The organism is Streptomyces xanthii (assembly GCF_014621695.1).
Taxonomy (GTDB): domain Bacteria; phylum Actinomycetota; class Actinomycetes; order Streptomycetales; family Streptomycetaceae; genus Streptomyces; species Streptomyces xanthii.
Map to the genome: position 1 here is coordinate 7,840,125 of NZ_CP061281.1, position 19,001 is coordinate 7,859,125.

Consider the following 19,001-nt stretch of genomic DNA (forward strand, 5'->3'; position numbering starts at 1 on the left):
CTGCAGACTCCCCGAGTGCCGCCGGAACGGCCACGCAAGCCTCCAGGTGGGTTCATGGCGCTCTCTGATCCGGTTCCGCAAGGTTGGCCTCCTGCCTCATTCCCATGACGACCACGGTGATGAGGCAGAACGCGATGAGGGACTCGGCCCAGAAGAAGGCGATGTAGTCGACGAGGGAGCCGATGGGCGGCGCGCCCGGGGCGGTGTTGCGGAAGGCCGCGAGGGCGAAGAGCGTGGCGGCCATCCATCCCAGGGCGGGCCAGGTCAGGCCCTTGCGGCGGCTGATCAGGAACCAGGCGCCGATGAGCACGGCGATGGCGAGCGCCCACATGGCGAGCATCATGAACACGCCGAAGACCAGGACGCTGGTGGAGCGGGAGAGGCCGACGTCGAACACCGCTGCGCCGCCGGCCTCGTAGGCGTCGACGGTGGCCGCGAAGAGAGCGTCACGGTTGGTCAGCGTCATGCGGACGGGCACCGGCTCGCCGCCCTGTACGGCGCCGAATTCGAGAGCCGTGTCATAGGCATCGAAGGGATAGTCCGTGATCGAACCCGCCGACAGCGTGACGGGCACGTCCACGGCCGCGATCCGGCTGTGGGCCGGGAAGGTGAGATCGCCCCGTACGGCGGGCGAGGTCTGCAGGGTCAGGCGTTGAGCCGGGGAGATCCCGCCCGCCTCCGCGAGGCTTCCGCGGGGGGTGACCACAACGCGCAGGACCAGTTCCCGGGCGGCGGCATCGACCCGCTGGACCGATGCGGCGATGTCCACCCGGTCCGGAGCGGCGGTTTCGCCTGCCCGGTACCGGGTTTCCAGGGCCTCGCGCTCGCCGAGTTGGAGCCAGATCCCCACGGCTGCGGCCGACGCGATGGCGAGGAGCACAAGCCCCGCGGTCAGCAGCCTGGCGCGGGACGCGTGGAGGCGCCGCATCGTGACCACAGCCGTTCCGTTCTCTCCGGTTTGGGCAGTCGGGGGTCAGTCGACCGGCTTGCCGGGCTCGTCGTGAGTGGAGCAGTGGATGCCGCCGCCGCCAGAGGCGATGGTGTCGATCGGGATCTGGACGATGTCGCGCTTGGGGAAGTGCTCCTGGAGGATGCTCTTCGCGCGCTTGTCGGCCTTGCGGTCGCCGAACTTGGGCATGAAGACGGAGTCGTTGGCGACGTAGAAGTTGGCGTACGTCGACACGAAGTCGTCGCCCTCGCCGGTGATCTCGTACAGGTCGGGCTGCGGCAGATCGATGATCTCGAAGGGCCGGCCCTTCGCGTCGGTCGCCTTGCTGAGCACTGCCTTCGCCTGGTCCGACGAACGCGACCAGGAATCGGCGGGCGTGTCGGGGTGGGCTCGGTCGAGGAGGACCACGCCCGGCGCGGTGAAGCGTACGAGACTGTCCACGTGCGCGTCGGTGATGTCCTCGCCGCGCACGCCGGCCAGCCAGATCACCTTCTTGATGCCGAGCGTCTTCTTGATCTCGGCCTCGATCTGGTCCCGGCTCTTTCCGGGGTTGCGGTTGCTGTTGACGATCGAGCTCTCGGTGATGAGGAGAGTGCCTTCGCCGTCGGTCTCGAAGGAGCCGCCCTCGGCGACCAGGGGCGCCTTCCTGCGCGGGATGTCGTACTCGGCCAGAAGCGTGCGGCCCACCTTGCCGTCGTTGGCATGGGTCTGCTTTTTGCCCCAGCCGTTGAAGTTGAAGTCGACGCCGGTGACCTTGCCGTTCTCTTCGACGAAGACAGGGACGGTGTCACGGGCCCACAGGTCGTCTACGGGCAGGGGGATGACCTCGACGTCGCGGCCGCACGCCTTCTGGGCGGCCTTCTGCTGGTCGGGTCGCGCCATCATCACGACGTACTCGTAATCGGCGATGGACCGGGCGATGCGCGCGATGTCCTCGCGCACGTACGGGAGGTCCTCGCCCCATACGGACTCCAGTGCGGGCCACGACATGAAGGTGCGTGCGTGACTTTCCCACTCGGCACCCATGCGCAGCTCCTTGTCTGCCGTGTCCTGGTCGCCGGTGCTCATCAGATCGTCGGGGCCGCAGGCCGAGGCGCCGAGCACGACGGCGCCGATGCCGCCGAGCATGCGCAGGGCCGAGCGGCGGGTGGGGAGGAGTGGGGGCATGGTGAGCTCCGATCGTGGTGGGGTCAACATATGCGTCCGCATGGTGTGACGCCTGTCAGGTGTGGCGCAGGCGTGAGGAGGGCGACAGCAGGCATGCGGACCGGAACCGGTTGCTGCACTGAACTCTGGCACAAACTGAAAATTCAGTCAAAGACGGTGGGGTAAGTGGCCAGGGCGCGCCGTGCCGGTCGTGCGGCACTCCATTTCCGCGAGGTCCATGCATGGATTGACTGAAACTTCAGTAGGGGGCAGGATCATCCCGCGGCGGTCTGCGGCCGTCGTGTCACCGTGTGCGGGTGCGGCAACTGGCCTGTGCCGCGTCGCGCCCCTTCGCCGAAAGAGTCACCGCATGTCCGCTCAGCCTCCCGGGGCGCAGTTCGCCCACGTCCCCCTGTCGGCCGACGATCCTCGAGAGATCGGCGGCTACCGTCTGCGCGCCCGGCTCGGCGCGGGAGGCATGGGGATCGTGTACCTGGCCCATACGCCGGGCGGGCGGCCCATCGCCCTTAAGGCGGTGCGGGGTGAGTTCGCCGCCGATCCGGAGTTCCGCCGGCGTTTCGCCGACGAGGTGGCGAGCGCCCGGCGCATCCACGGCCTGTTCACCGCCCAGGTGGTGGACTCGGGCGTCGACGCACCCACGCCCTGGCTCGCCACCGCCTACGTTCCCGGGCCCTCCCTGCAGCAGGTCGTGGAGCGACACGGCCCGCTGCCGGCGCGCACGGTGCTGCTGCTCGTGGCCGGCGTCGCCGAGGCGCTGCAGGCGATCCACGCGGCGGGGGTCGTGCACCGCGACCTCAAGCCCGCGAACGTGCTCATCGCCGAGGACGGTCCTCGTGTCATCGACTTCGGCATCGCCCGGGCCGCCGATGCCGGCGGCCTGACCGGCGCCGGGTTGCGTATCGGCACGGCCGCCTACATGGCACCGGAGCAGGCGCAGGGGTTTGTGGTGACCCCGGCGACCGACGTGTTCGCTCTCGGCTCGCTCGCCGCGTACGTGGCCGGGGGCGTGCTCCCGTTCGGGGGCGGACCCGAGTCCGGGGCGCTGTACCGCGTGGTCCACGAGGAGCCGGACCTCTCCTGCGTTCCGTCGGACCTCTACGACCTGCTGCGGTGCTGTCTGGCCAAGCGTCCGGAGGACCGGCCGGTCCCGGGCGAGCTGATCGACGCCGTGCGCGCCCATCCCGCGGTGGGCGGGCGCCCGGAGTTCACCGACGGCTGGCTTCCGCGCGGGGTCAGCAGCGAGATCGCGGCCCATGGCGAGCCGCTCGGACGCGGTGGCTACGGGACGGGGCAGCACATCCGACCCGAACAGGTCCACGTCCAGCCCACGCGCGCCGCGGTCCCGACACCCACCGCCGTCGCGAACCCGGCATCCACTGGTGTCGCCCGCCCGGCGTCGGACTTCGGCGACCGGGTGGCACCAGCCCCGCGCAGGGCCCGTCGCGGTCGAAGCCGATGGCCTGTGGCTGCCCTCACGCTCGCACTGCTCCTGGCCCTGGGCGGCGGGGCTTACTACTTCTACGATCACGGCAAGGGTGCCGAACGCGACGCCTCCGGAGGGTCCCACGGCCCCTCGCCCCGCCCGTCATCACCAGCCGCTACGTCGTCCTCGCCTTCTCCTTCTTCCTCCTCGGCAGGGCCCGAGTACGTGCAGGACTACGCGGACGCCGAACTCACCGCCCCCGACCCCGACTACGAGTTCGACCTCGCGGCCGGGAAAGTTGTCCCGGCTGAGACCGTCGACTGGTACCTGGAGGTGGCCGACGGCGAGTTCGTGCTGCCCGAGGACAGCGACGCGTTCGTGGCCGCCGGATACGTCCTGAGCCCCGCCGAGTGCGTACGGGGCATCGAGACCGAACCGGTGACCGACCTACCCTTCGACGACCTCGCCGACGAGCGTCCCTTCTGCGTCCGCAGCCCGGATGAGAAGAGCATTGTCATTGTGAATCTCATTGAAAACCTCCCGGATGAGGGGTCCGTGACGGTAGTCATGAGCCGCTACCGCGAGAGTGGCTGACGCGACGCAGACCAGATGGCGGGGACTGCGTCCGGCCTGCCGGTCGTTTGAAAGGGCCGGCGTTCACACAGCCGTCGTGGCGGAACGGTCCCGAGCTGCCGGCCTCCGCGGGCGTTGGCCGGCCTCTTGACCGGCACGGGGGTTGGCTGGTGGCTGCGGCCGAACGGGAGTGCCCTTGCGTCGACGCATTGCCTTCCTCATCGCGCTCGATGCGGAAGGGAGGGAGGCCAGTGTCGTGCGACTGTACAGGGAGATCGATCATGGTGCACAAGGTGAGTGCTTACGCAACGACGGGTGGCGCGCAGCCCGGGCAGGCAGGCGCGCCGGTCCACGAGCGCCGTGCCGCTGGCGCGCTGTCACCGCTGTGTTCTGCAGTGCTGGATCTGCGCGCCCGCGAGGGCTGCGTGGGCTGCGCCCCCAGCCAACTCGCCTTCAAGCGCGGTGACTTGGTTGTGGTGTCCGGCCTGCCGGGCAGCGGGAAATCCACCCTCATGCAGCGTGCCGTCGCGGGCTCGTGCATCGACTCGCAGGACACTCGTGAAGACTGGTCCCACCGTGTGCCGCGACTACTCCCGTACCCCGTCTACCGCCCCCTCGTTCGCCTCGCCCACTACGCCGGGCTGCGCCGCGCCCTCCGCTCCGGCGACAGCGTCGTCGTCCACGATTGCGGCACACAAGCCTGGGTCCGCCGGTGGCTGGCCCGTGAGGCCGCGCGGCGCGGTACGGCCCTGCACCTGATAATCGTGGACGTTCCCGCCCGTACCGCCCTCGACGGCCAGCGGGAGCGGGGCAGAGGCGTCTCCGGGTTCGCCTTCGCGCGGCACCGGAGGGCGATGGGGCGCCTGGTCGCGGCAACGGAGCGGGGGGTGCTGCCGCGGGGGTGCGTGTCCGCGGTGCTGCTTGACCGGGCGTCTGCCGATGCGCTCGCCCGGATTGGGTTCACGCGCTGAACGCCCTCTTGCGCCCGCCGAGCGGACCCTGCTTCTGCTGCACGAGCAGCACCCGTGTGCCACCTGGCAAGGCGAATGATGCGCTGCCCCGGACCACCGCCGTGCCGCACGCGAAGACGACGTTCGGGACCTTGGAGCAGTAACTACACCACGGCCCCGGACGGACCCAGCGGTCACCGACAAGGCGTAGCGGCGTGCAGCGAGCCCCTCTCGAGGGGCCGCGTCTGCTCGCACTGCAGCGCCAGGACGTCGGCGGTCGTTGTGTCTGAGAGGTGGGGGGGTATCCGCATCAGTTCCCGGACTGGTGGAGTAGGCGCAGGGTCGTCGATTGTGGCGCGCAGCGACGGCCGGGTCTGTCGGCGATCGGAGAGCGCAGGAGGCGGAGCGGTCCGCAAGTCATGGACAGGCTGGCCGTGCACCGTCCAGGCCGGTGTGGGCGAGCGCAGTGAGTGGCGGGTGATCAGCTGCGCCATGGTCCTGAGCTTCTCGGTAGGGGATGCGGCCTGGTCGGCGGCCTGCTGGAAGCGGGTCCACAGGTCCGATTGGCTCCAGGCGAGGACTTCGAGCAGGAGCCGGTCCTTCTTGCCGAAGTGGTACAGGATGTGCCCGGTACTCATGCCGGCCCGCGCGGCGATGTCCGACATCCGCAGGGCTGCTGTGCCTTTCTCCGCGATGACGCTGATAGCGGCCCGCATGGCCCGTTCCCGCGCCTCGCTCCCGCTGGGCTGACGTTTCCTGCCCCTGGAGATCAGGGCCACGGGGTGCGAAGCGGCGCCCCTTACGGCGCTTGCCGATCCGGTCGCATCTGCCGACGGAGGCAGGCGGTCGGGCCGTGCGGGGCCCGTGTCTGACGTCGGCATGAGCTTACTCCCGTTCCGGAAGGCTCCGAGTTCAGGTTCCGAGAATCTAGACCTTTAGTCTAGACTGAAAATTCAATCAGGGTGACGGGCTGTGACGGCCGGTCTGCTGTGCGCGGTCACCCCGACGGCCTGTGGCCCGCCTGCCTTACTCAACACCTGGGAGACACCTGCATGACGCGCGGATTCGATGTCGTGGAGACCTGTATCGCCGACCTGCGCACAGCGCTCGAGAAGGGCGAGACGACCGCGGTCGGGCTGCTCGACGCCTATCTCTCACGGATTGAGGCGTACGACCGGCCCGGTACGGCCACCGCTCTGAACGCGATGGTCGTGATGAACCCGCATGCCCGTGCCGAGGCGGAGGCATCCGATGCCCGCCGCGCCCGGGGCGAGACGCTGGGCCCGCTGGACGGCATCCCATACACCGCCAAGGACAGCTACCTGGCCAAGGGGCTCACGGCCGCGTCCGGCTCTCCGGCGTTCGAGCACCTCGTCGCCCAGCACGATGCCTTTGCCATCGAGCGGCTGCGTGCTGGCGGCGCGGTCCTCATCGGCCTGACCAACATGCCACCGATGGCGAACGGCGGCATGCAGCGCGGTGTGTACGGTCGGGCGGAGAGCCCGTACAGCCCCGACTGGCTCACCAGCGCCTACGGCTCCGGCTCCTCCAACGGCTCCGGTACGGCGACGGCGGCGTCCTTCGGCGCGTTCGGCCTCGGCGAGGAGACCTGGTCCTCGGGCCGCGCCCCCGCCTCGAACAACGCGCTGTGCGCCTACACTCCCAGCCGCGGCGTCATATCGGTCCGCGGCAACTGGCCGCTCGTACCGACGATGGACGTCGTGGTCCCGCACACCCGTACCATGGCCGACCTGCTGGAACTTCTCGACGTCCTCGTCGTCGACGATCCGCACACGCGAGGGGACCTGTGGCGCGCCCAACCGTGGGTGGCGCTGCCCTCGCCGTCGCAGGTGCGCCCCGCCTCCTACCCGGCCCTTGCGCCCGCCGACGCCGCCTCCGACGCACTCGCCGGCAAGCGCGTCGGCGTGCCCCGGATGTACATCAACGCCGACCCCGCCGCCGGAACGAACCCCGACGGAGGCATCGGAGGCCAGACCGGGCAGCGCATCGACACGCGCCCTTCGGTGATCACCCTGTGGGAGGCGGCCCGCCGCGACCTGGAGGCCGCTGGCGCCGAGGTGGTCGAGGTCGACTTCCCCGTGGTGTCCCACTACGAGTCCGACCGCCCCGGAACGCCCTCGCTGCTCACCCGAGGACTGGTCAGCCGCGCGTACCTCACCTTCGAGATCGAGGACCTGTCCGCCTGGGCCTGGGACGACTTCCTCCGCGCCAACGGCGACCCCGCGCTCTCCACCCTGGCCGACGTCGACGGCACCCGCATCTGGCCCAAGCAGGAGGGCGAACTGCCGGACCGGTACGAGGGCTTCGACGACACGATCGGCGACTACCCCCGTTTCGTGCGCGAGCGCCCGTACGCCTCTCTCGCCGACATGCCGCACCTCGAACAGGGGCTGCGGGGGCTGGAGGAGACGCGCCGCGTCGACCTGGAGCTGTGGATGGACGGACTGCGCCTGGACGCGGTGGTCTTCCCTGCGGTGGCCGACGTGGGCCCCTCGGACATGGACGTCAACGTGGCCTCCGCCGACCTCGGCTGGCGCAACGGTGTCTGGGTCGCCAACGGCAACCTGGTCCCTCGCCACCTCGGTATCCCGACCGTGACCGTGCCCATGGGCACCATGACGGACACCGGCATGCCTGTCGGGCTGACATTCGCGGGCCGCGCCTACGACGACAACGCCCTGCTGTCCCTCGCAGCGGCCTTCGAGAAGACCGGCAACCGCCGCATGGAGCCCCCGCGCACGCCGCGCCTGTCGGCGGAGTGACCTGACAAAGGTCGCCGGGTGGATCGCAGCAGCCGGCGAAGTGGATCCAGCCGAGTTCCGAGTTGCCGACGCGGGTGGGGATACGCCGGTCGTCCCATGCCCGCCACCACGATGTCCTGGCGGCCGAACGCAAAGAACGCGCCCGCCTCCAAATCGAAAGGGGCATCCGGTGGGGCGGACGCCCCTTTCGCTGTTGCGGCCTGAAGACCCGACGAACCTCACTCGGTCACAGGACTATCCGGCGTAGGGGTTGCCGCCGAGCCAGGTGGTGCCGTCGATGAGTTCGCGTGCCGCGTCCAAGTGGCCACTATGACAGGCGACTTCGGTGAGCACATGGATCACGATGTGCCGCACGTCAGGCAGTCGCCAGGTTGGCCAGATGTCCACGGGCCACGCCGCGGGCTCCTGATCGAGGCTGGCAGCGGCGAGCACAGCGTCCGCGCGGGCGATGGCCGTCCGATAGCCGGAGAAGACCTCGCCGCTGGTCATCCCCTCGGGTACGTACCAGTGCGCCTCCGCCCCTGCCGCGAGTTGCCCGGCCACATCCGGCTCGCCCGCGATCACTCCGGGGAACCAGAAGCGTTCGACATCCAGGGTGAGGTGGCGCAGCAAGGCCAGGCAGCTCCAACCGCTGGGCAACACCGGCCGCCGCAGATCATCCTCTGAGAGCCCTTCGAGGATCCCGAGGACGTGCGCGCGTTGGCGGTCCAGGGCGCCCTTGAGCGCGTCGAGTTCGGCGTTCACCCGCCGCGCTCGTCCTCCGACGCCTGCCGTACTTGTCATCCGTCTGCCTCCGTCAACCGCAGAACATGCACCCGACTTCGGCCCGGACGCTACACCGGGGGTACGACAACGCTTCGCTGGAGACCTCCACGTGCCGCCGTTTGGACGGCGATCAAGGAATGCCCAGCTGCCCGGCGAACCTTCGCGGTCACAGCACTAGACACCGGAGCCGCTCCAGGCGACAGATGGCCAGGGGGAGCTCTCTCCGTCCGGACTGCACGAGGCTCGGTGCACGAGTGGACCCTCCTACCGCGGCGCAGCCACGTTCCACTGGCAGCGGGCGGGGACTACGACGGACGACGACACCGTCTAGTCGCGTGGTCCGCCAAGTACACGTGCCCGTGACGCGTCGATAGCGCGGACGCGACCTACTGCTGAGGCTGTACTCGTGAGGGGGGCATGTCGCTCTGAATATCAGGCCGACTTGGTGCAGCAGCCCAGCAGGACGTCGGGGCGGTAGTGAATACGCACGGTCACCGAACGCAGCAACTGGCTGACCGTCTTCAATCTCCCGCCGTCCGCATCGAAGTTGAACGCGGTCGAGGGCGTCTGACTGGAGATCAAACGTGGCGCCGTCGCCGACCTCGCCACCGGCGACAGCGGCCACCTCACTCCAGTCCTACGGAGCGGCCTCAACACTGCGCCCCGATGAGGCCCTGGGACGCTCGCCAGGCGGGCTCACAAGCAAGATCCACCTCGCCGGAGAAGGCGGGTGCCGCCCGCTCGGGTTTGGTGGCGCGCAGGGCTCTCGGCCCGGGATCTTCGGGGCGCGGGTGGAGGCGCCAGCCGCGTGTTGATGAGCACGGCAGGCCGTGGAATCGACGCGGACCATGCTCCAGTCGATCCGGCCCTCGGCATCGGCGTGGGTCTGGACGGCCCGCAGGATTCTCTCTCACGTGCCGTCCGCCGACCACCTGCGATGACGGTCGTGAACCGTCTTCCAGCCACCGAAGCAGGGGGGCAGGCCCCGCTAGGGGAGGCCGGTCCTCTGTCGGAACGGAATCCCGTTGATCACCTGACGGTGGCACTGCCAGCGTTCTCCTCGTCGGCGATTCGCCGGCAAGTGCGGCTGCAGACGAGCCCACTCTGCATCCGAAAGATCGCCCTGCCCCCTGCCTCACGGAACCAGTCGCCAGCGGGGGCGTCACGCGACCCATCGGACCCGGCCTAGTTTCCGGCTCCACCGACCTGGCTGTCGCGATCCGGGGGGCCACCTCCGTCGGTGAAGAACTGCCAGAGAGTCAGGAGGGCGAGCAACTGGGCTAGCAGATAGGCGACTTGCAAGGAGAAGTAGCGGATCTGGTAGATCGACAGCAGCAGGCCGAGGCGGCTCTGCCAGTAGCGCCGCTCGCCGCGGAACGTGTTCAGGTCCAGCATGATGCCGGTCACTGTGAGGACCAAAAGCATGCTCACCACGTAGAGCGCGAGATTCGCCTGCCCCTCCCCAGTGATGGCGTTGCCGATCGAGTCCATTCCCATCGGCAGGGCGAAGGCGGCCACCAGTGGAAGGGCGCGCACGGGCCCACGGCGCCCGGGAAGCCGCCGCCACAGCGCACCGAGCAGGAAGCCCGCAGCGGCCCACATGATCTCCCAGTAGCCTGCGCTCAGGGCCGTATCGACCCAGCCGAACTGTGAATACAGCGTCTGGGTCAGGAACTCGCCCTTCAGGTAGTCGGCCCACAGGAGCAGTCCGCTGGCCGGGAGGCCCACGATGGCGGCTGTCCGGGCAGCCCGCACTCCGTTGGCCCACCAGTTGTCGTTCGGGCCGAGAGCGAGAGCCAGGTCAACTACGGAGACGTCGGAGGGCAGACGGTCTGCGGTGCCGTCTGAAGCCCGCCAGCGGTGCATGTTCCGAAGTTCCCGCTCATGGCTGCGCCGGTTGAGCGCCTCGTCGTCCGACTGTCCCTGGTCCAGACGTCGCAGTTTGGCGTGGATCTCCCGGAACCGGCGTGCCCGGTCCAGCAGTTCCGTCCTACGGGACAGCGGCTCCCCCGCACGCAGTGGCTCCCGCGATCTCTGGAGGGGGCGGTCGAGCACAGTCCTTCCCCGGCACAGACGGAGCACGGCAGCCAGGGCGCCCAGGTACAGGAAGAACCACAGTCCGTACAGTGCCCAGCTTCCGGCGAAGACGCCGAGTGCCGGCCCGACGAGGAGTGGGAAGAGCGGCAGCATCCAGAACTCGTCCAGCCGATCGGGCTCATGCGCGGCGAGCGCGGCCTTGTTCGCTCGCTCCCGCAGGACCCCGAGCACCACAAGACCGCTGATCAGCCACCAGATGTATCCGGTCCACCAGTCCTGGCTCTGCACGGAGAACCATGTGAGGTCCCTCCGCAGTGCGTCGAGATGGGCCTTGCCGTACTCCGGGTCCACCTGCGCGCTGAGCCAAGAGGTGCGCTGCCAAGACAGCTCGGACGCGGCCGCCCGGCACAGGCCCAGGCCAGCGACGGCGACCACCAGCAGGGGAGCGGTCCATCGCAGAGACAGTTCCCGCTCCGTTGACACGGCACCCGGGGCCGCCGAACGCGGCGGGACCAGACCGACAAGCTGGGCCATGCGCCACACCGCCGCCACGCTGCCGAGGAGCAGCACAGCCAGCACGCAGCCCACCGCGACGAACAGTGCGATCACCGCGTGGTCCGGAGCGTCCACGGGGAGGAAAGTGTGCTCGGTCAGCCCGAAGAACTCTGGCCACACCGCCACGGCGACGCCCGGCAATGTGAGCACTGCGCCGGCCGCCCAGATCGTGAAGCGGCGGGGTACGCCGAACGCGAGCAGGATCCATCCCAGGGCCAGGTTGATCAGGAGGGCGTGGTGGGCCTGGCGATCAGCCCACAGCCCCTCCGGGACGTGACGCCGCATAGTCTCGTAGAACACATTGTCACCGGTGCCGAGCAGGCTCAGTAGAATGCAGATGCCCGCCCACACCGCAGCGGTGCGGACCCGCGCTTTCTCCTGCACCGGCAGCGGACCGGATCTCCGCGTCCTGCGGAACGCGATGAGGAGCACGGCAGCCGCCGACAAGAGCCACGGCAGGATCAGGTTGTTGGCCATGACGAACCGCAGCCTGTCCTGCTGCGCCGCCCAGGATCGTGCCCAAGGCGGATCGAACACCACGGACACCTTCGGCATCTGCCTGCCCGCCTTCGGCCGCCACACCAGTCCGTTCTTGTCGTCGGCAGTCGGCCGAGGCGTGGCCTCGACGATGCTGGAGGATCCGGGCCACAAGGTCACGGAGGTCCAGCGGGCCCGGCCAGCAGTGGCATGTTGAGCGCGGCCGTCCAGTGGTTCTTGCCGATGCTGACGTCCCAGGGCCCGATGTAGAAAGTCCCCTGGGCGTCTGCCCACCCGTACGTGTCGGTGCGGATTCGCACCGCGCCCTTCACCGAATTCACACGCGGTTCGGCTGCGCGCCATTCGGCCCACCACTGCGCTTGCCTGCCGTCGCCCCGCAGCAGGCAGCGCATCGCCCGGCGGTGTCCCTCGGAGTTCTCACCGAGCAGCAGGTCCGTGGCGTACGGCCAGGAATCCGGCACCTCGATGGTCAGCCGACTCACCAGTTTGGTCTGGGTCCGGGACCGGTCGTCAAGCTTCAGGGAGGCGCTCACTTTGGCACGCTTCAGGCTGCCGGCGCCGCAGACGCCGTCCGCAGCGCGCGCGGGGTGGGGGATCGAGAGGAGCGTTCCGGTGAGGGTGATCACTGCGATCAGAGCCGCGACCCACACGCCGACCGGTTGTCTCAACACGCATCCCCTAGTGCTTAGTTGACCCCATGATGAAGGGGGTGGGGCCGCAGGCGCGACGGCATTTCCCGAATCGGTCATGCCCGCACGGCGGGTTGCCTTCCGTAGTTCGTCGGAACCGGTCCGCGTACGAGCCGGTGGAGGACCCCTGAGTCGAACGCTCTCGCGATTGAGGGTCGATGCTAGGCAAACACCACAGCCAGCGCGGCAGGTTGCCTTGAGGGTGGCTGGAAAACGCCTGTGCGTCCGGAACGCTCCATGAGCCTCGCTGGTATCCCGTTGGCAGGCTCCTGGCGTCAGCTTGCACGATCCTGCCAACGCCACGTGTTGATGTGTCCATGATTTCTGCAGATAGTTTTCTCACGCAAATCGACAAGCGGCTGCCGCAACCTCCGCTCCGTCGGGCAACGCGGTGGCCGAGGCGCGCCCGGCGGGTTCGACCAACCCTCCACAAGGACTCTCATGAAGCGAATTGCTCGTACCCTGATGCCCGTTGGGCTGGCGGCAGCACTCGTCACCCCAGTGCTCACGGCACAGGCGGAGGCGCATGCACAGGTGCCGGGACCGGCGCGCGTAGCCGCTGTGCAGAGTGAAAACGGAGAAGTCGGAGCGGCGAAGGCGTACAGCCGCAACACCACTCTCTCTCGCGCGAAGAGCTGGCTGACGGCGAACCATGGCACGCGGGTCCCGTACAGTCAGAGCAGGACCTTCGGCGGCTACCGCACCGACTGCTCCGGGTACGTCAGCATGGCCCTGAAGCTCGCGAAGCCGGGGACGAACACGGTGGGCCTGACGTCCAGCAGGTACACGCGGAAGATCAAGATGTCGTCCCTGCGCAAGGGCGACCTGGTCATCGACGCGAACGGCTCGAACACCACGCGACACGTCGTCATCTTCGTCAAGTGGACGAGCGGCGCCCACAAGTCGTACGTAGCCTACGAGCAGCGCGGCGGCTACGGCACCGATCGGAGCGTGCGCAGCTACGGCCTCGGCGCGGACCAGTACGACGCGTACCGGCCGAAGAAGTATGGCTGAGCGATAGAGGCCCGGTGCGTGCGCGGTGCGATCCGCGTGGACACCGGTGCCTCGGTGTCATCCGGGCGGGGCCTCGGGAACCTTGGCGGGGAGCACGCCTGTTCGGCGCAGCCGAGCTCCTTGGCCGGGGGCGGGACGTGGCACTCGACCCGACACTGCACTACCAAGAGTTATTGCCCATCTGCGTTACGTTACCGACGGCAAGATGTCGGAATGCCCCGATCAGGCAGATCCGACCACAGGTCCCGCCTACAGCGTGGCCTCACCCGCACTCCGTCACCGTCAACCTCAGGCGCCCCTCAAGTCGCTTATGTGGCAACGGCGTTCACGCAAAACGTGACGTGTGCACCACCGATATAGCATCCCAGCATCAGGAGGACATGCGTGAAGCGCCTTGTCAGTACCACCATCTCCGCCGCCCTGATCGGCGTCGGTCTCGTGGCCGGGGCGGCGGCCCCCGCCTCGGCGGCACCGAACTGCAACGACACGACGCAGTACTCGATCGGTAACAAGAAGACCGTCTGGCGTACCACTCAGGTGCACAGCGACTGGGCGAAGCCCGGTGTGACCATTTCGTACGCCAAGAACAAGACCGGTTCCGTGACCGCGACGGGGACTGTGACCCTCGGCGCCGAGGCCGGCGTCGTCTTCTCCAAGGCGTCCACCTCCTTCAGCGTCTCTGTCGGCAAGACCTGGTCCAAGTCGGACACGTGGACCTACTCCGCCAAGGTCAAGAAGAAGGCGGGCAAGTCCCGTGGCCGGTTGATGATGTACCACGAGGCCAAGGGCTTCAGCGTGACCAAGTGGCGGTGGGTACCCTCGACCACTTCCTGCAAGAAGAAGGTCTATTGGAAGAAGAGCAACATCGTGGCTCCGGTGAAGAAGAACAGCAACCTGTGGGGCATCCAGTACAAGTAGCCCTCGCCGGTGCAGCACGGACCGTCACAGGCGGAGGGTGACGGCCCGCCCCCCTGCCCGACATGTCGCCGAAGGCGCCCTGGAACCACTCGGTCCCAGGGCGCCTTTGGTGCACGCGGCGATCTGCGAGGTGGCGCACGCGGGGGCGCGGGCACCGGGCAGCCGCGGTCTCCGGAGCCCGGACCATCGACGAGCTCGCCGAGTGGGGCGCCCGCGCCGATGCCGGGCTGCTCGCCACGGTCTGCCGCGCCCATCAACATGCCGCCGGCGCCCGCAGGATGGGTGACCTGCAGAAGAGGCCGCCAGGCGGTGTCCATCAGGAGGGACTGGGACGATCGCGTGGCAGGTTCACCAGCAAGCTCCACTTGGTCGTCGAGCAGGGGCAGAAGCCCATGGCGATTGTGGTGACCGCTGGGCAGCGCGGGGACTCGACACAGTTCGAATTCATCCTGGCAAAGGTCCGTGTGCCCCGCATCGGGCCTGGCCGGCCGCGCGTCCGCCCTCGCCGGGTCCGCGCGGACAAGGTGTATCCCTCCCGCAAGAACCGCGCCTGCCTGCGCCGCCGCGGGATCCGTTCGCCTCGGACCCCGAGGCGCCCTTGCCCTCCACCGCCCGTCGTGCGCTCGCCCGGTTCACCCTGGATGCCTTCTTCCTGGCCCGGGACGCTGAGAACCCGCTGGCCGCAGTGGAGGAAGTCTTCGATCTCATCGAGCCCGGCTTCGAGCCCCCGGCGGGCCGACAGTCAGCGAAGCGGCTGCAGTGACCGCTCTTCCTCACGCCCGGATTGCAGTTTCGATACACGCCGTAGTAGCGCTCCGCACATGTCGGTCGGGTGGGTCGGCCGGGTTCGGTGTGTGGGTCAGCGGTAGGCGGCGAGGAAGGCGCGGGTGCCTGCGATGGCGTAGCGGTCGAGGTCGGCGTCGGTGTGCTGGGTGCGGCCGGTGAACATGGCCTGGTTGACCGGGATCCACAGCAGGAGTCCGGAGAAGTGGTTGGCGGCCAGGAGTGTGTCGTCGATGTGGAGGAGTCCCTCGTCGGTGAGGCGTTGGAAGGTGGCGGCGAGGGTGGCGAGCCCTCGTTCGAAGCCGCGCTGGTACCACTCGGTGCCGAGGTCGGGGAAGACGTCGGCGTTGGCGATGATCAGGCGCCGGAGCTGGATGACCTGGGGGTGCGTGAGGCTGGTCAGGAAGTCGCGGGCGAGCCGGGTGAGGTTCTCCTCCAGGTTCGCGGCGTCTGTGGGGATGTCGGCCAGCAGGTCGATCGTGGTGTCGAGGCGGTCGGTGGTCGCCAGGACGATGGCGGCGAACAGCTTCTCCTTGTCGGAGAAGTGCTTGTAGACGGTCTGCTTGGACACCGCGGCCAGTCTCGCGATGTCGTCCATGCTCGTGCCGGCGTAGCCCTTCTCCATGAACACCGCGGTCGCGGCCTCCATGATCGCCTGGTGCTTGCGGGCCGAGCGGCCCTGTCCGGTGGTCTCCATGCGTCTCCTCCAAAACGAGTACTGGACAGTCTAGTTTCAATATGAGTACTGTACCGTCCAGTTCCGAACGGCGGGGGAGTTCACCACCGCGGGACGCGTTCACTTCGACGTTTTCATTGAGGGGATCACCATGCGGAAGATCGTTGCGGGCCTGTTCATGTCTCTGGACGGCGTCGTGGAAGGCCCGGAGAAGTGGGGCATGCCCTACAACACCGGTGAGGCGGCCGAGGCGGTGACCCGGCTCTTCGACGATGCCGACACCGCTCTGCTGGGCCGCGGCACGTACGAGATGTGGAGCCAGTTCTTCCCGCACGTCACGAGCGAGCAGGTGCCGACCGCCGACTGGCTGAACGCCGCTCCCAAGTACGTCGTCACCTCCACCCTCACCGAGGCCGGCCCGTGGCAGGGCAGCCGTCTGATCACGGGCGACGACATCGCCGGCCAGATCCGGGCTCTGAAGCAGCAGAGCGGCGGGAACATCAACGTCGGCGGCAGCATCACCCTCGTCCAGTGGCTCATCGCCAACGGCCTGCTCGACGACCTCTACCTCCAGATCGCGCCCGTCATCGCCGGCACCGGCCGCACCCTCGCCGACGGCGAGCAGATCCCCATGCACCTGGCGGGCACGCGCTCCTTCGCCAACGGCGTCATCGAGGCCCACTACACCCCGCTGCCCCGCTGACCCCCGTTTCGGCCGCCACCTCACCCTCTGACAGAAGGACTGCCCGCCATGACGACCCAGACGCTCGACCGCCCCGCCGCCCTCGCCGTTTCGTCCGCCCGCACCGTGACCAGGTTTCTGCCGGCCGCCGGTATCGCTGCAGGCCCGCTCTTCCTCGCGGCGGGCCTGGTCCAGGGTCTGACCCGGGACGGCTTCGACTTCAGCCGCAACGCCCTCAGCCAGCTCAGCCTCGGCGACCTCGGCTGGATCCAGATCGCCGTCTTCCTCGCCACCGGTGTACTGGTCCTGTGCGCAGCGGCAGCCGTACGGCACAGACTCCGCGACACACCCGGCGGCACCTGGGCGCCCCGCCTGCTGACCGCGTTCGGCGCCTCGTTCCTGCTCGCCGGAGTCTTCCGCGCCGACCCCGGGGCCGGCTTCCCCGCCGGAACCCCCGAGGACCGGGTTCCCACGCTGAGCGCGCACGGCACCGTCCACCTGCTCGCGGGCACGGTCGGCTACCTCGCGCTGTGCGCCGCGTTCCTCGTGCTCGCCCGGCACTTCGCCGCCCGCCGGCAGCGCGGCTGGGCACTGGCCACCCGTCTCGTGCCCGTGGGTGTCCTGGCCGGATTCGCCGGATCGGCCGCCACCGTGGCCGCCTTCACGGCTGGCGCAGGGTTCGGCCTGATCGCGCTCAGTGTCGTCACCGCCCGGCTGACCTGGCCCACCAGGCAGTAGGCGACCACCACTTCACTGAACCAAGGACATCGCGGACCGACAGGAGACTCCGAAATGACCGCACCCGCCAAGGGCCCTGCCAGCTACTTCCCCGCGATCGAGAAGAAGCAGGGCCACGCGGTGGAAGGGCTGTGCTTGACAGCTTGTCTGTATCGGTCATGTCCTGTCATCGTCGTGGCCGGCTGCGGCAGTTGGTTGGAGGGGACGTGGGCGCGGCAACGGCATCGGTCGGTGAGGGCCGCTATCAGCTGGTTCGGGCAGTCGGCCGTGGTGGGATGGCTGCGGTCTACCGCGCCATGGACACAGCGCTGGGACGCGAGGTCGCGGTCAAGGTCATGGATCGCACGGCCCTGGGCGATGACTTCAGGAAGAGGTTTCGGCAAGAGGCCCGGGCCGTGGCAGCACTCAACCACGGCAATGTGATCGCGATCCACGACATCGGGGAAGTACCGGTGCACGGTGGTGAACCGACTCCGTACCTGGTGAGGGAGTTTGTTGATGGCCGTCCCCTGTACGACCTCGTGTCCACCTCTCCGATGGAGGTGTGTGAGGCATGACGGTTCACCGCGGACCTGCTGGATGGCCTGGCCGCGAGCCACGACGCCGGGCTCATTCACCGCGACATCAAGCCGTCCAACGTCATGGTGACCAAGGATGGCGTGGTGAAGGTCCTGGACTTCGGTATCGTCCGGACCGCCGCGGCGGACACCTCGCCGGTCACCCGCACCGGAGCTGTCGTGGGCACAGCCCACTGCATGTCACCTGAGCAGGCGCAGGGAAGAGAGCTTGACCATCGCAGCGATCTCTACTCGACCGGCATCCTGCTGTTCGAACTCCTCTGCGGAAGGCGCCCCTTCGACGCGGGCGCCGAGGCCGCGCTGATGTATCACCATGTCCACACGCAGCCCCCTCTCCTCTCCGATATGGGAATCGCGGTCCCCGAAGCGGTCCAGAACCTGGTCTCCAGCGCGCTCGAAAAGGACCCGGAAAGGAGACCGGCGACCGCCAGGCAGATGAGATCCCTGGCTCTCGCCGCTGCGGAGGTGGCCAGCCCGGCCCACCCGCCCCTCGTCGAGCAGCGGCCCCGCATCCCGGACCGGCGACCCACGCACCCACCGTTCCTCCCGTTCCCTCCGCGTCAACAGGGCCAACGACTACGGCGAGGGGGTGGACTCTCCAGGCAGGCCTCGTCGCCTCATCCGTTGGCCACATCGCAGGATGGTTCTCCTTTTCACGCCTGCCAGCCCTTGGCTTGCAGGGAGCCGGCCTCTATCTCTTCTGGTTGGGGGTGCGGCTTGATGTATATGCCTGTCCTGTTCGGCCTGCTGGTCGGCATACGCCATGTCCAGGCGACAGCCCCCAACCGCCGTCGTGGCTTGGCTATCGCGTGCATTTCAGTGAACGGACTGTGGGCGTTCTACCACCTCGGTACGTGGCTGTTCGGGTTCCCCTTGATACGGCCCTTTTAGCGCTTGACCTGCGCTGTCATTACCCAGCCGTCCGGCTAGGCCGTGCGCTATGGGTCGCGCGAGGTTCCCGCTGGGGACTCGTTCCGTGAGGCATGGGGCGGGGAGATCTTTCGGATGCACAGTGGGCTCGTCTGGAGCCGCACTTGCCGGCGAGTCGCGGACGAGGAGGATGCTGGCAATGCCACCGTCAAGGACGGGCCCGACCCCTGGCTGGACCCGGACAACCGCCTACGAACCGATCTGGGGCAACCCACGAACACGGCGCTGATGCCGGAGCGCGCATCACCCTCACCGAGTGGGACCGCAGCCGTGAATGGCCCACCCAGGAATGG

Annotated in this window: 16 protein-coding genes and 6 pseudogenes; 13 read left to right on the forward strand and 9 right to left on the reverse strand. The window is 68.6% G+C overall.

Translation table 11 applies throughout. The features are described 5' to 3' along the window. Window positions 1-52: 52 nt before the first annotated feature. Window positions 53-928: a DUF4436 domain-containing protein gene (locus tag IAG42_RS35730; RefSeq protein WP_188341792.1), complete on the reverse strand. Its 876-nt coding sequence runs from the start codon at window positions 926-928 to the stop codon at window positions 53-55. 45 nt (window positions 929-973) lie between these two features. After that, complete coding sequence (locus IAG42_RS35735; protein ID WP_188341078.1) at window positions 974-2,116, reverse strand: agmatine deiminase family protein; 1,143 nt, start codon at window positions 2,114-2,116, stop codon at window positions 974-976. Window positions 2,117-2,465: 349 nt separating this feature from the next. Between IAG42_RS35735 and IAG42_RS35740 the strand changes: the two genes are divergently transcribed. Then, window positions 2,466-4,133, forward strand: a complete 1,668-nt coding sequence (locus IAG42_RS35740; protein ID WP_188341079.1) for a serine/threonine-protein kinase — start codon at window positions 2,466-2,468, stop codon at window positions 4,131-4,133. Between the two features lie 260 nt (window positions 4,134-4,393). Continuing rightward, complete coding sequence (locus IAG42_RS35745; RefSeq protein WP_188341080.1) at window positions 4,394-5,083, forward strand: AAA family ATPase; 690 nt, start codon at window positions 4,394-4,396, stop codon at window positions 5,081-5,083. Window positions 5,084-5,256: 173 nt separating this feature from the next. On the opposite strand, the gene IAG42_RS38240 is transcribed toward IAG42_RS35745, so the two are convergent. After that, window positions 5,257-5,778, reverse strand: coding sequence for a TetR/AcrR family transcriptional regulator (locus IAG42_RS38240; protein WP_223206338.1), 522 nt, complete (start codon window positions 5,776-5,778; stop codon window positions 5,257-5,259). 336 nt (window positions 5,779-6,114) lie between these two features. On the opposite strand from IAG42_RS38240, the gene IAG42_RS35755 reads away from it, so the two are divergent. Then, window positions 6,115-7,845 carry an amidase gene (locus IAG42_RS35755; RefSeq protein ID WP_188341081.1) on the forward strand — a complete coding sequence of 577 codons (1,731 nt, stop codon included), beginning with the start codon at window positions 6,115-6,117 and terminating at the stop codon, window positions 7,843-7,845. An 86-nt stretch (window positions 7,846-7,931) separates the two neighbouring features. After that, a pseudogene (locus IAG42_RS38690) lies at window positions 7,932-8,030 on the forward strand (integrase); the annotation flags it as partial. 49 nt (window positions 8,031-8,079) lie between these two features. Here the strand turns inward: IAG42_RS38690 and IAG42_RS35760 are convergent. Further along, complete coding sequence (locus IAG42_RS35760; RefSeq protein ID WP_188341082.1) at window positions 8,080-8,589, reverse strand: DinB family protein; 510 nt, start codon at window positions 8,587-8,589, stop codon at window positions 8,080-8,082. A 453-nt stretch (window positions 8,590-9,042) separates the two neighbouring features. Further along, complete coding sequence (locus tag IAG42_RS35765) at window positions 9,043-9,192, reverse strand: hypothetical protein (RefSeq protein WP_188341083.1); 150 nt, start codon at window positions 9,190-9,192, stop codon at window positions 9,043-9,045. Between the two features lie 74 nt (window positions 9,193-9,266). Here IAG42_RS35765 and IAG42_RS38660 point away from each other — a divergent pair. Further along, window positions 9,267-9,383: pseudogene (locus tag IAG42_RS38660) on the forward strand (IS5/IS1182 family transposase); the annotation flags it as partial. Here the strand turns inward: IAG42_RS38660 and IAG42_RS35770 are convergent. From IAG42_RS35770 to IAG42_RS38415, 3 genes and pseudogenes are all read right to left on the reverse strand, one after another. Beyond that, a pseudogene (locus IAG42_RS35770) lies at window positions 9,380-9,739 on the reverse strand (IS5 family transposase); the annotation flags it as partial. The pseudogenes IAG42_RS38660 and IAG42_RS35770 sit on opposite strands and share 4 nt — an antisense overlap. Before the next feature lie 56 nt (window positions 9,740-9,795). Next, on the reverse strand, window positions 9,796-11,859 hold the full coding sequence (locus IAG42_RS35775) for a DUF6185 family protein (RefSeq protein ID WP_188341084.1): 2,064 nt from the start codon (window positions 11,857-11,859) through the stop codon (window positions 9,796-9,798). Beyond that, entirely contained in the window at window positions 11,856-12,371 is a 516-nt protein-coding gene (locus tag IAG42_RS38415) for a DUF6185 family protein (RefSeq protein ID WP_188341085.1), read from the reverse strand. The genes IAG42_RS35775 and IAG42_RS38415 overlap by 4 nt, the downstream gene beginning before the upstream one ends. A gap of 483 nt (window positions 12,372-12,854) precedes the next feature. Here IAG42_RS38415 and IAG42_RS35785 point away from each other — a divergent pair, with 483 nt between their 5' ends. The 4 genes and pseudogenes from IAG42_RS35785 (at window position 12,855) to IAG42_RS35800 (ending at window position 15,084) form a co-directional block, all read left to right on the forward strand. Continuing rightward, window positions 12,855-13,403 carry an NlpC/P60 family protein gene (locus IAG42_RS35785; RefSeq protein ID WP_223206471.1) on the forward strand — a complete coding sequence of 183 codons (549 nt, stop codon included), beginning with the start codon at window positions 12,855-12,857 and terminating at the stop codon, window positions 13,401-13,403. A gap of 384 nt (window positions 13,404-13,787) precedes the next feature. Beyond that, the gene (locus IAG42_RS35790) at window positions 13,788-14,321 is read left to right on the forward strand and encodes a hypothetical protein (RefSeq protein ID WP_188341087.1); all 534 of its coding nucleotides are present in this window, start codon (window positions 13,788-13,790) and stop codon (window positions 14,319-14,321) included. Window positions 14,322-14,599: 278 nt separating this feature from the next. Beyond that, a pseudogene (locus tag IAG42_RS35795) lies at window positions 14,600-14,881 on the forward strand (transposase); the annotation flags it as partial. 38 nt (window positions 14,882-14,919) lie between these two features. Further along, window positions 14,920-15,084 (forward strand): hypothetical protein, encoded by a 165-nt coding sequence (locus tag IAG42_RS35800; protein WP_188341802.1) that lies wholly within the window; start codon window positions 14,920-14,922, stop codon window positions 15,082-15,084. A 96-nt stretch (window positions 15,085-15,180) separates the two neighbouring features. On the opposite strand, the gene IAG42_RS35805 is transcribed toward IAG42_RS35800, so the two are convergent. Continuing rightward, window positions 15,181-15,801 carry a TetR/AcrR family transcriptional regulator gene (locus IAG42_RS35805; protein WP_188341088.1) on the reverse strand — a complete coding sequence of 207 codons (621 nt, stop codon included), beginning with the start codon at window positions 15,799-15,801 and terminating at the stop codon, window positions 15,181-15,183. A gap of 130 nt (window positions 15,802-15,931) precedes the next feature. Here IAG42_RS35805 and IAG42_RS35810 point away from each other — a divergent pair, with 130 nt between their 5' ends. The 4 genes and pseudogenes from IAG42_RS35810 to IAG42_RS35830 all read left to right on the forward strand — a co-directional run. Further along, window positions 15,932-16,483 carry a dihydrofolate reductase family protein gene (locus IAG42_RS35810; protein WP_188341089.1) on the forward strand — a complete coding sequence of 184 codons (552 nt, stop codon included), beginning with the start codon at window positions 15,932-15,934 and terminating at the stop codon, window positions 16,481-16,483. Between the two features lie 48 nt (window positions 16,484-16,531). Beyond that, window positions 16,532-17,200, forward strand: coding sequence for a DUF998 domain-containing protein (locus IAG42_RS35815; RefSeq protein ID WP_188341090.1), 669 nt, complete (start codon window positions 16,532-16,534; stop codon window positions 17,198-17,200). A gap of 296 nt (window positions 17,201-17,496) precedes the next feature. Beyond that, window positions 17,497-18,669 (forward strand): annotated as a pseudogene (locus tag IAG42_RS35825) (protein kinase domain-containing protein). 92 nt (window positions 18,670-18,761) lie between these two features. After that, window positions 18,762-18,860: pseudogene (locus IAG42_RS35830) on the forward strand (transposase); the annotation flags it as partial. Between the last annotated feature and the right edge of the window lie 141 nt (window positions 18,861-19,001).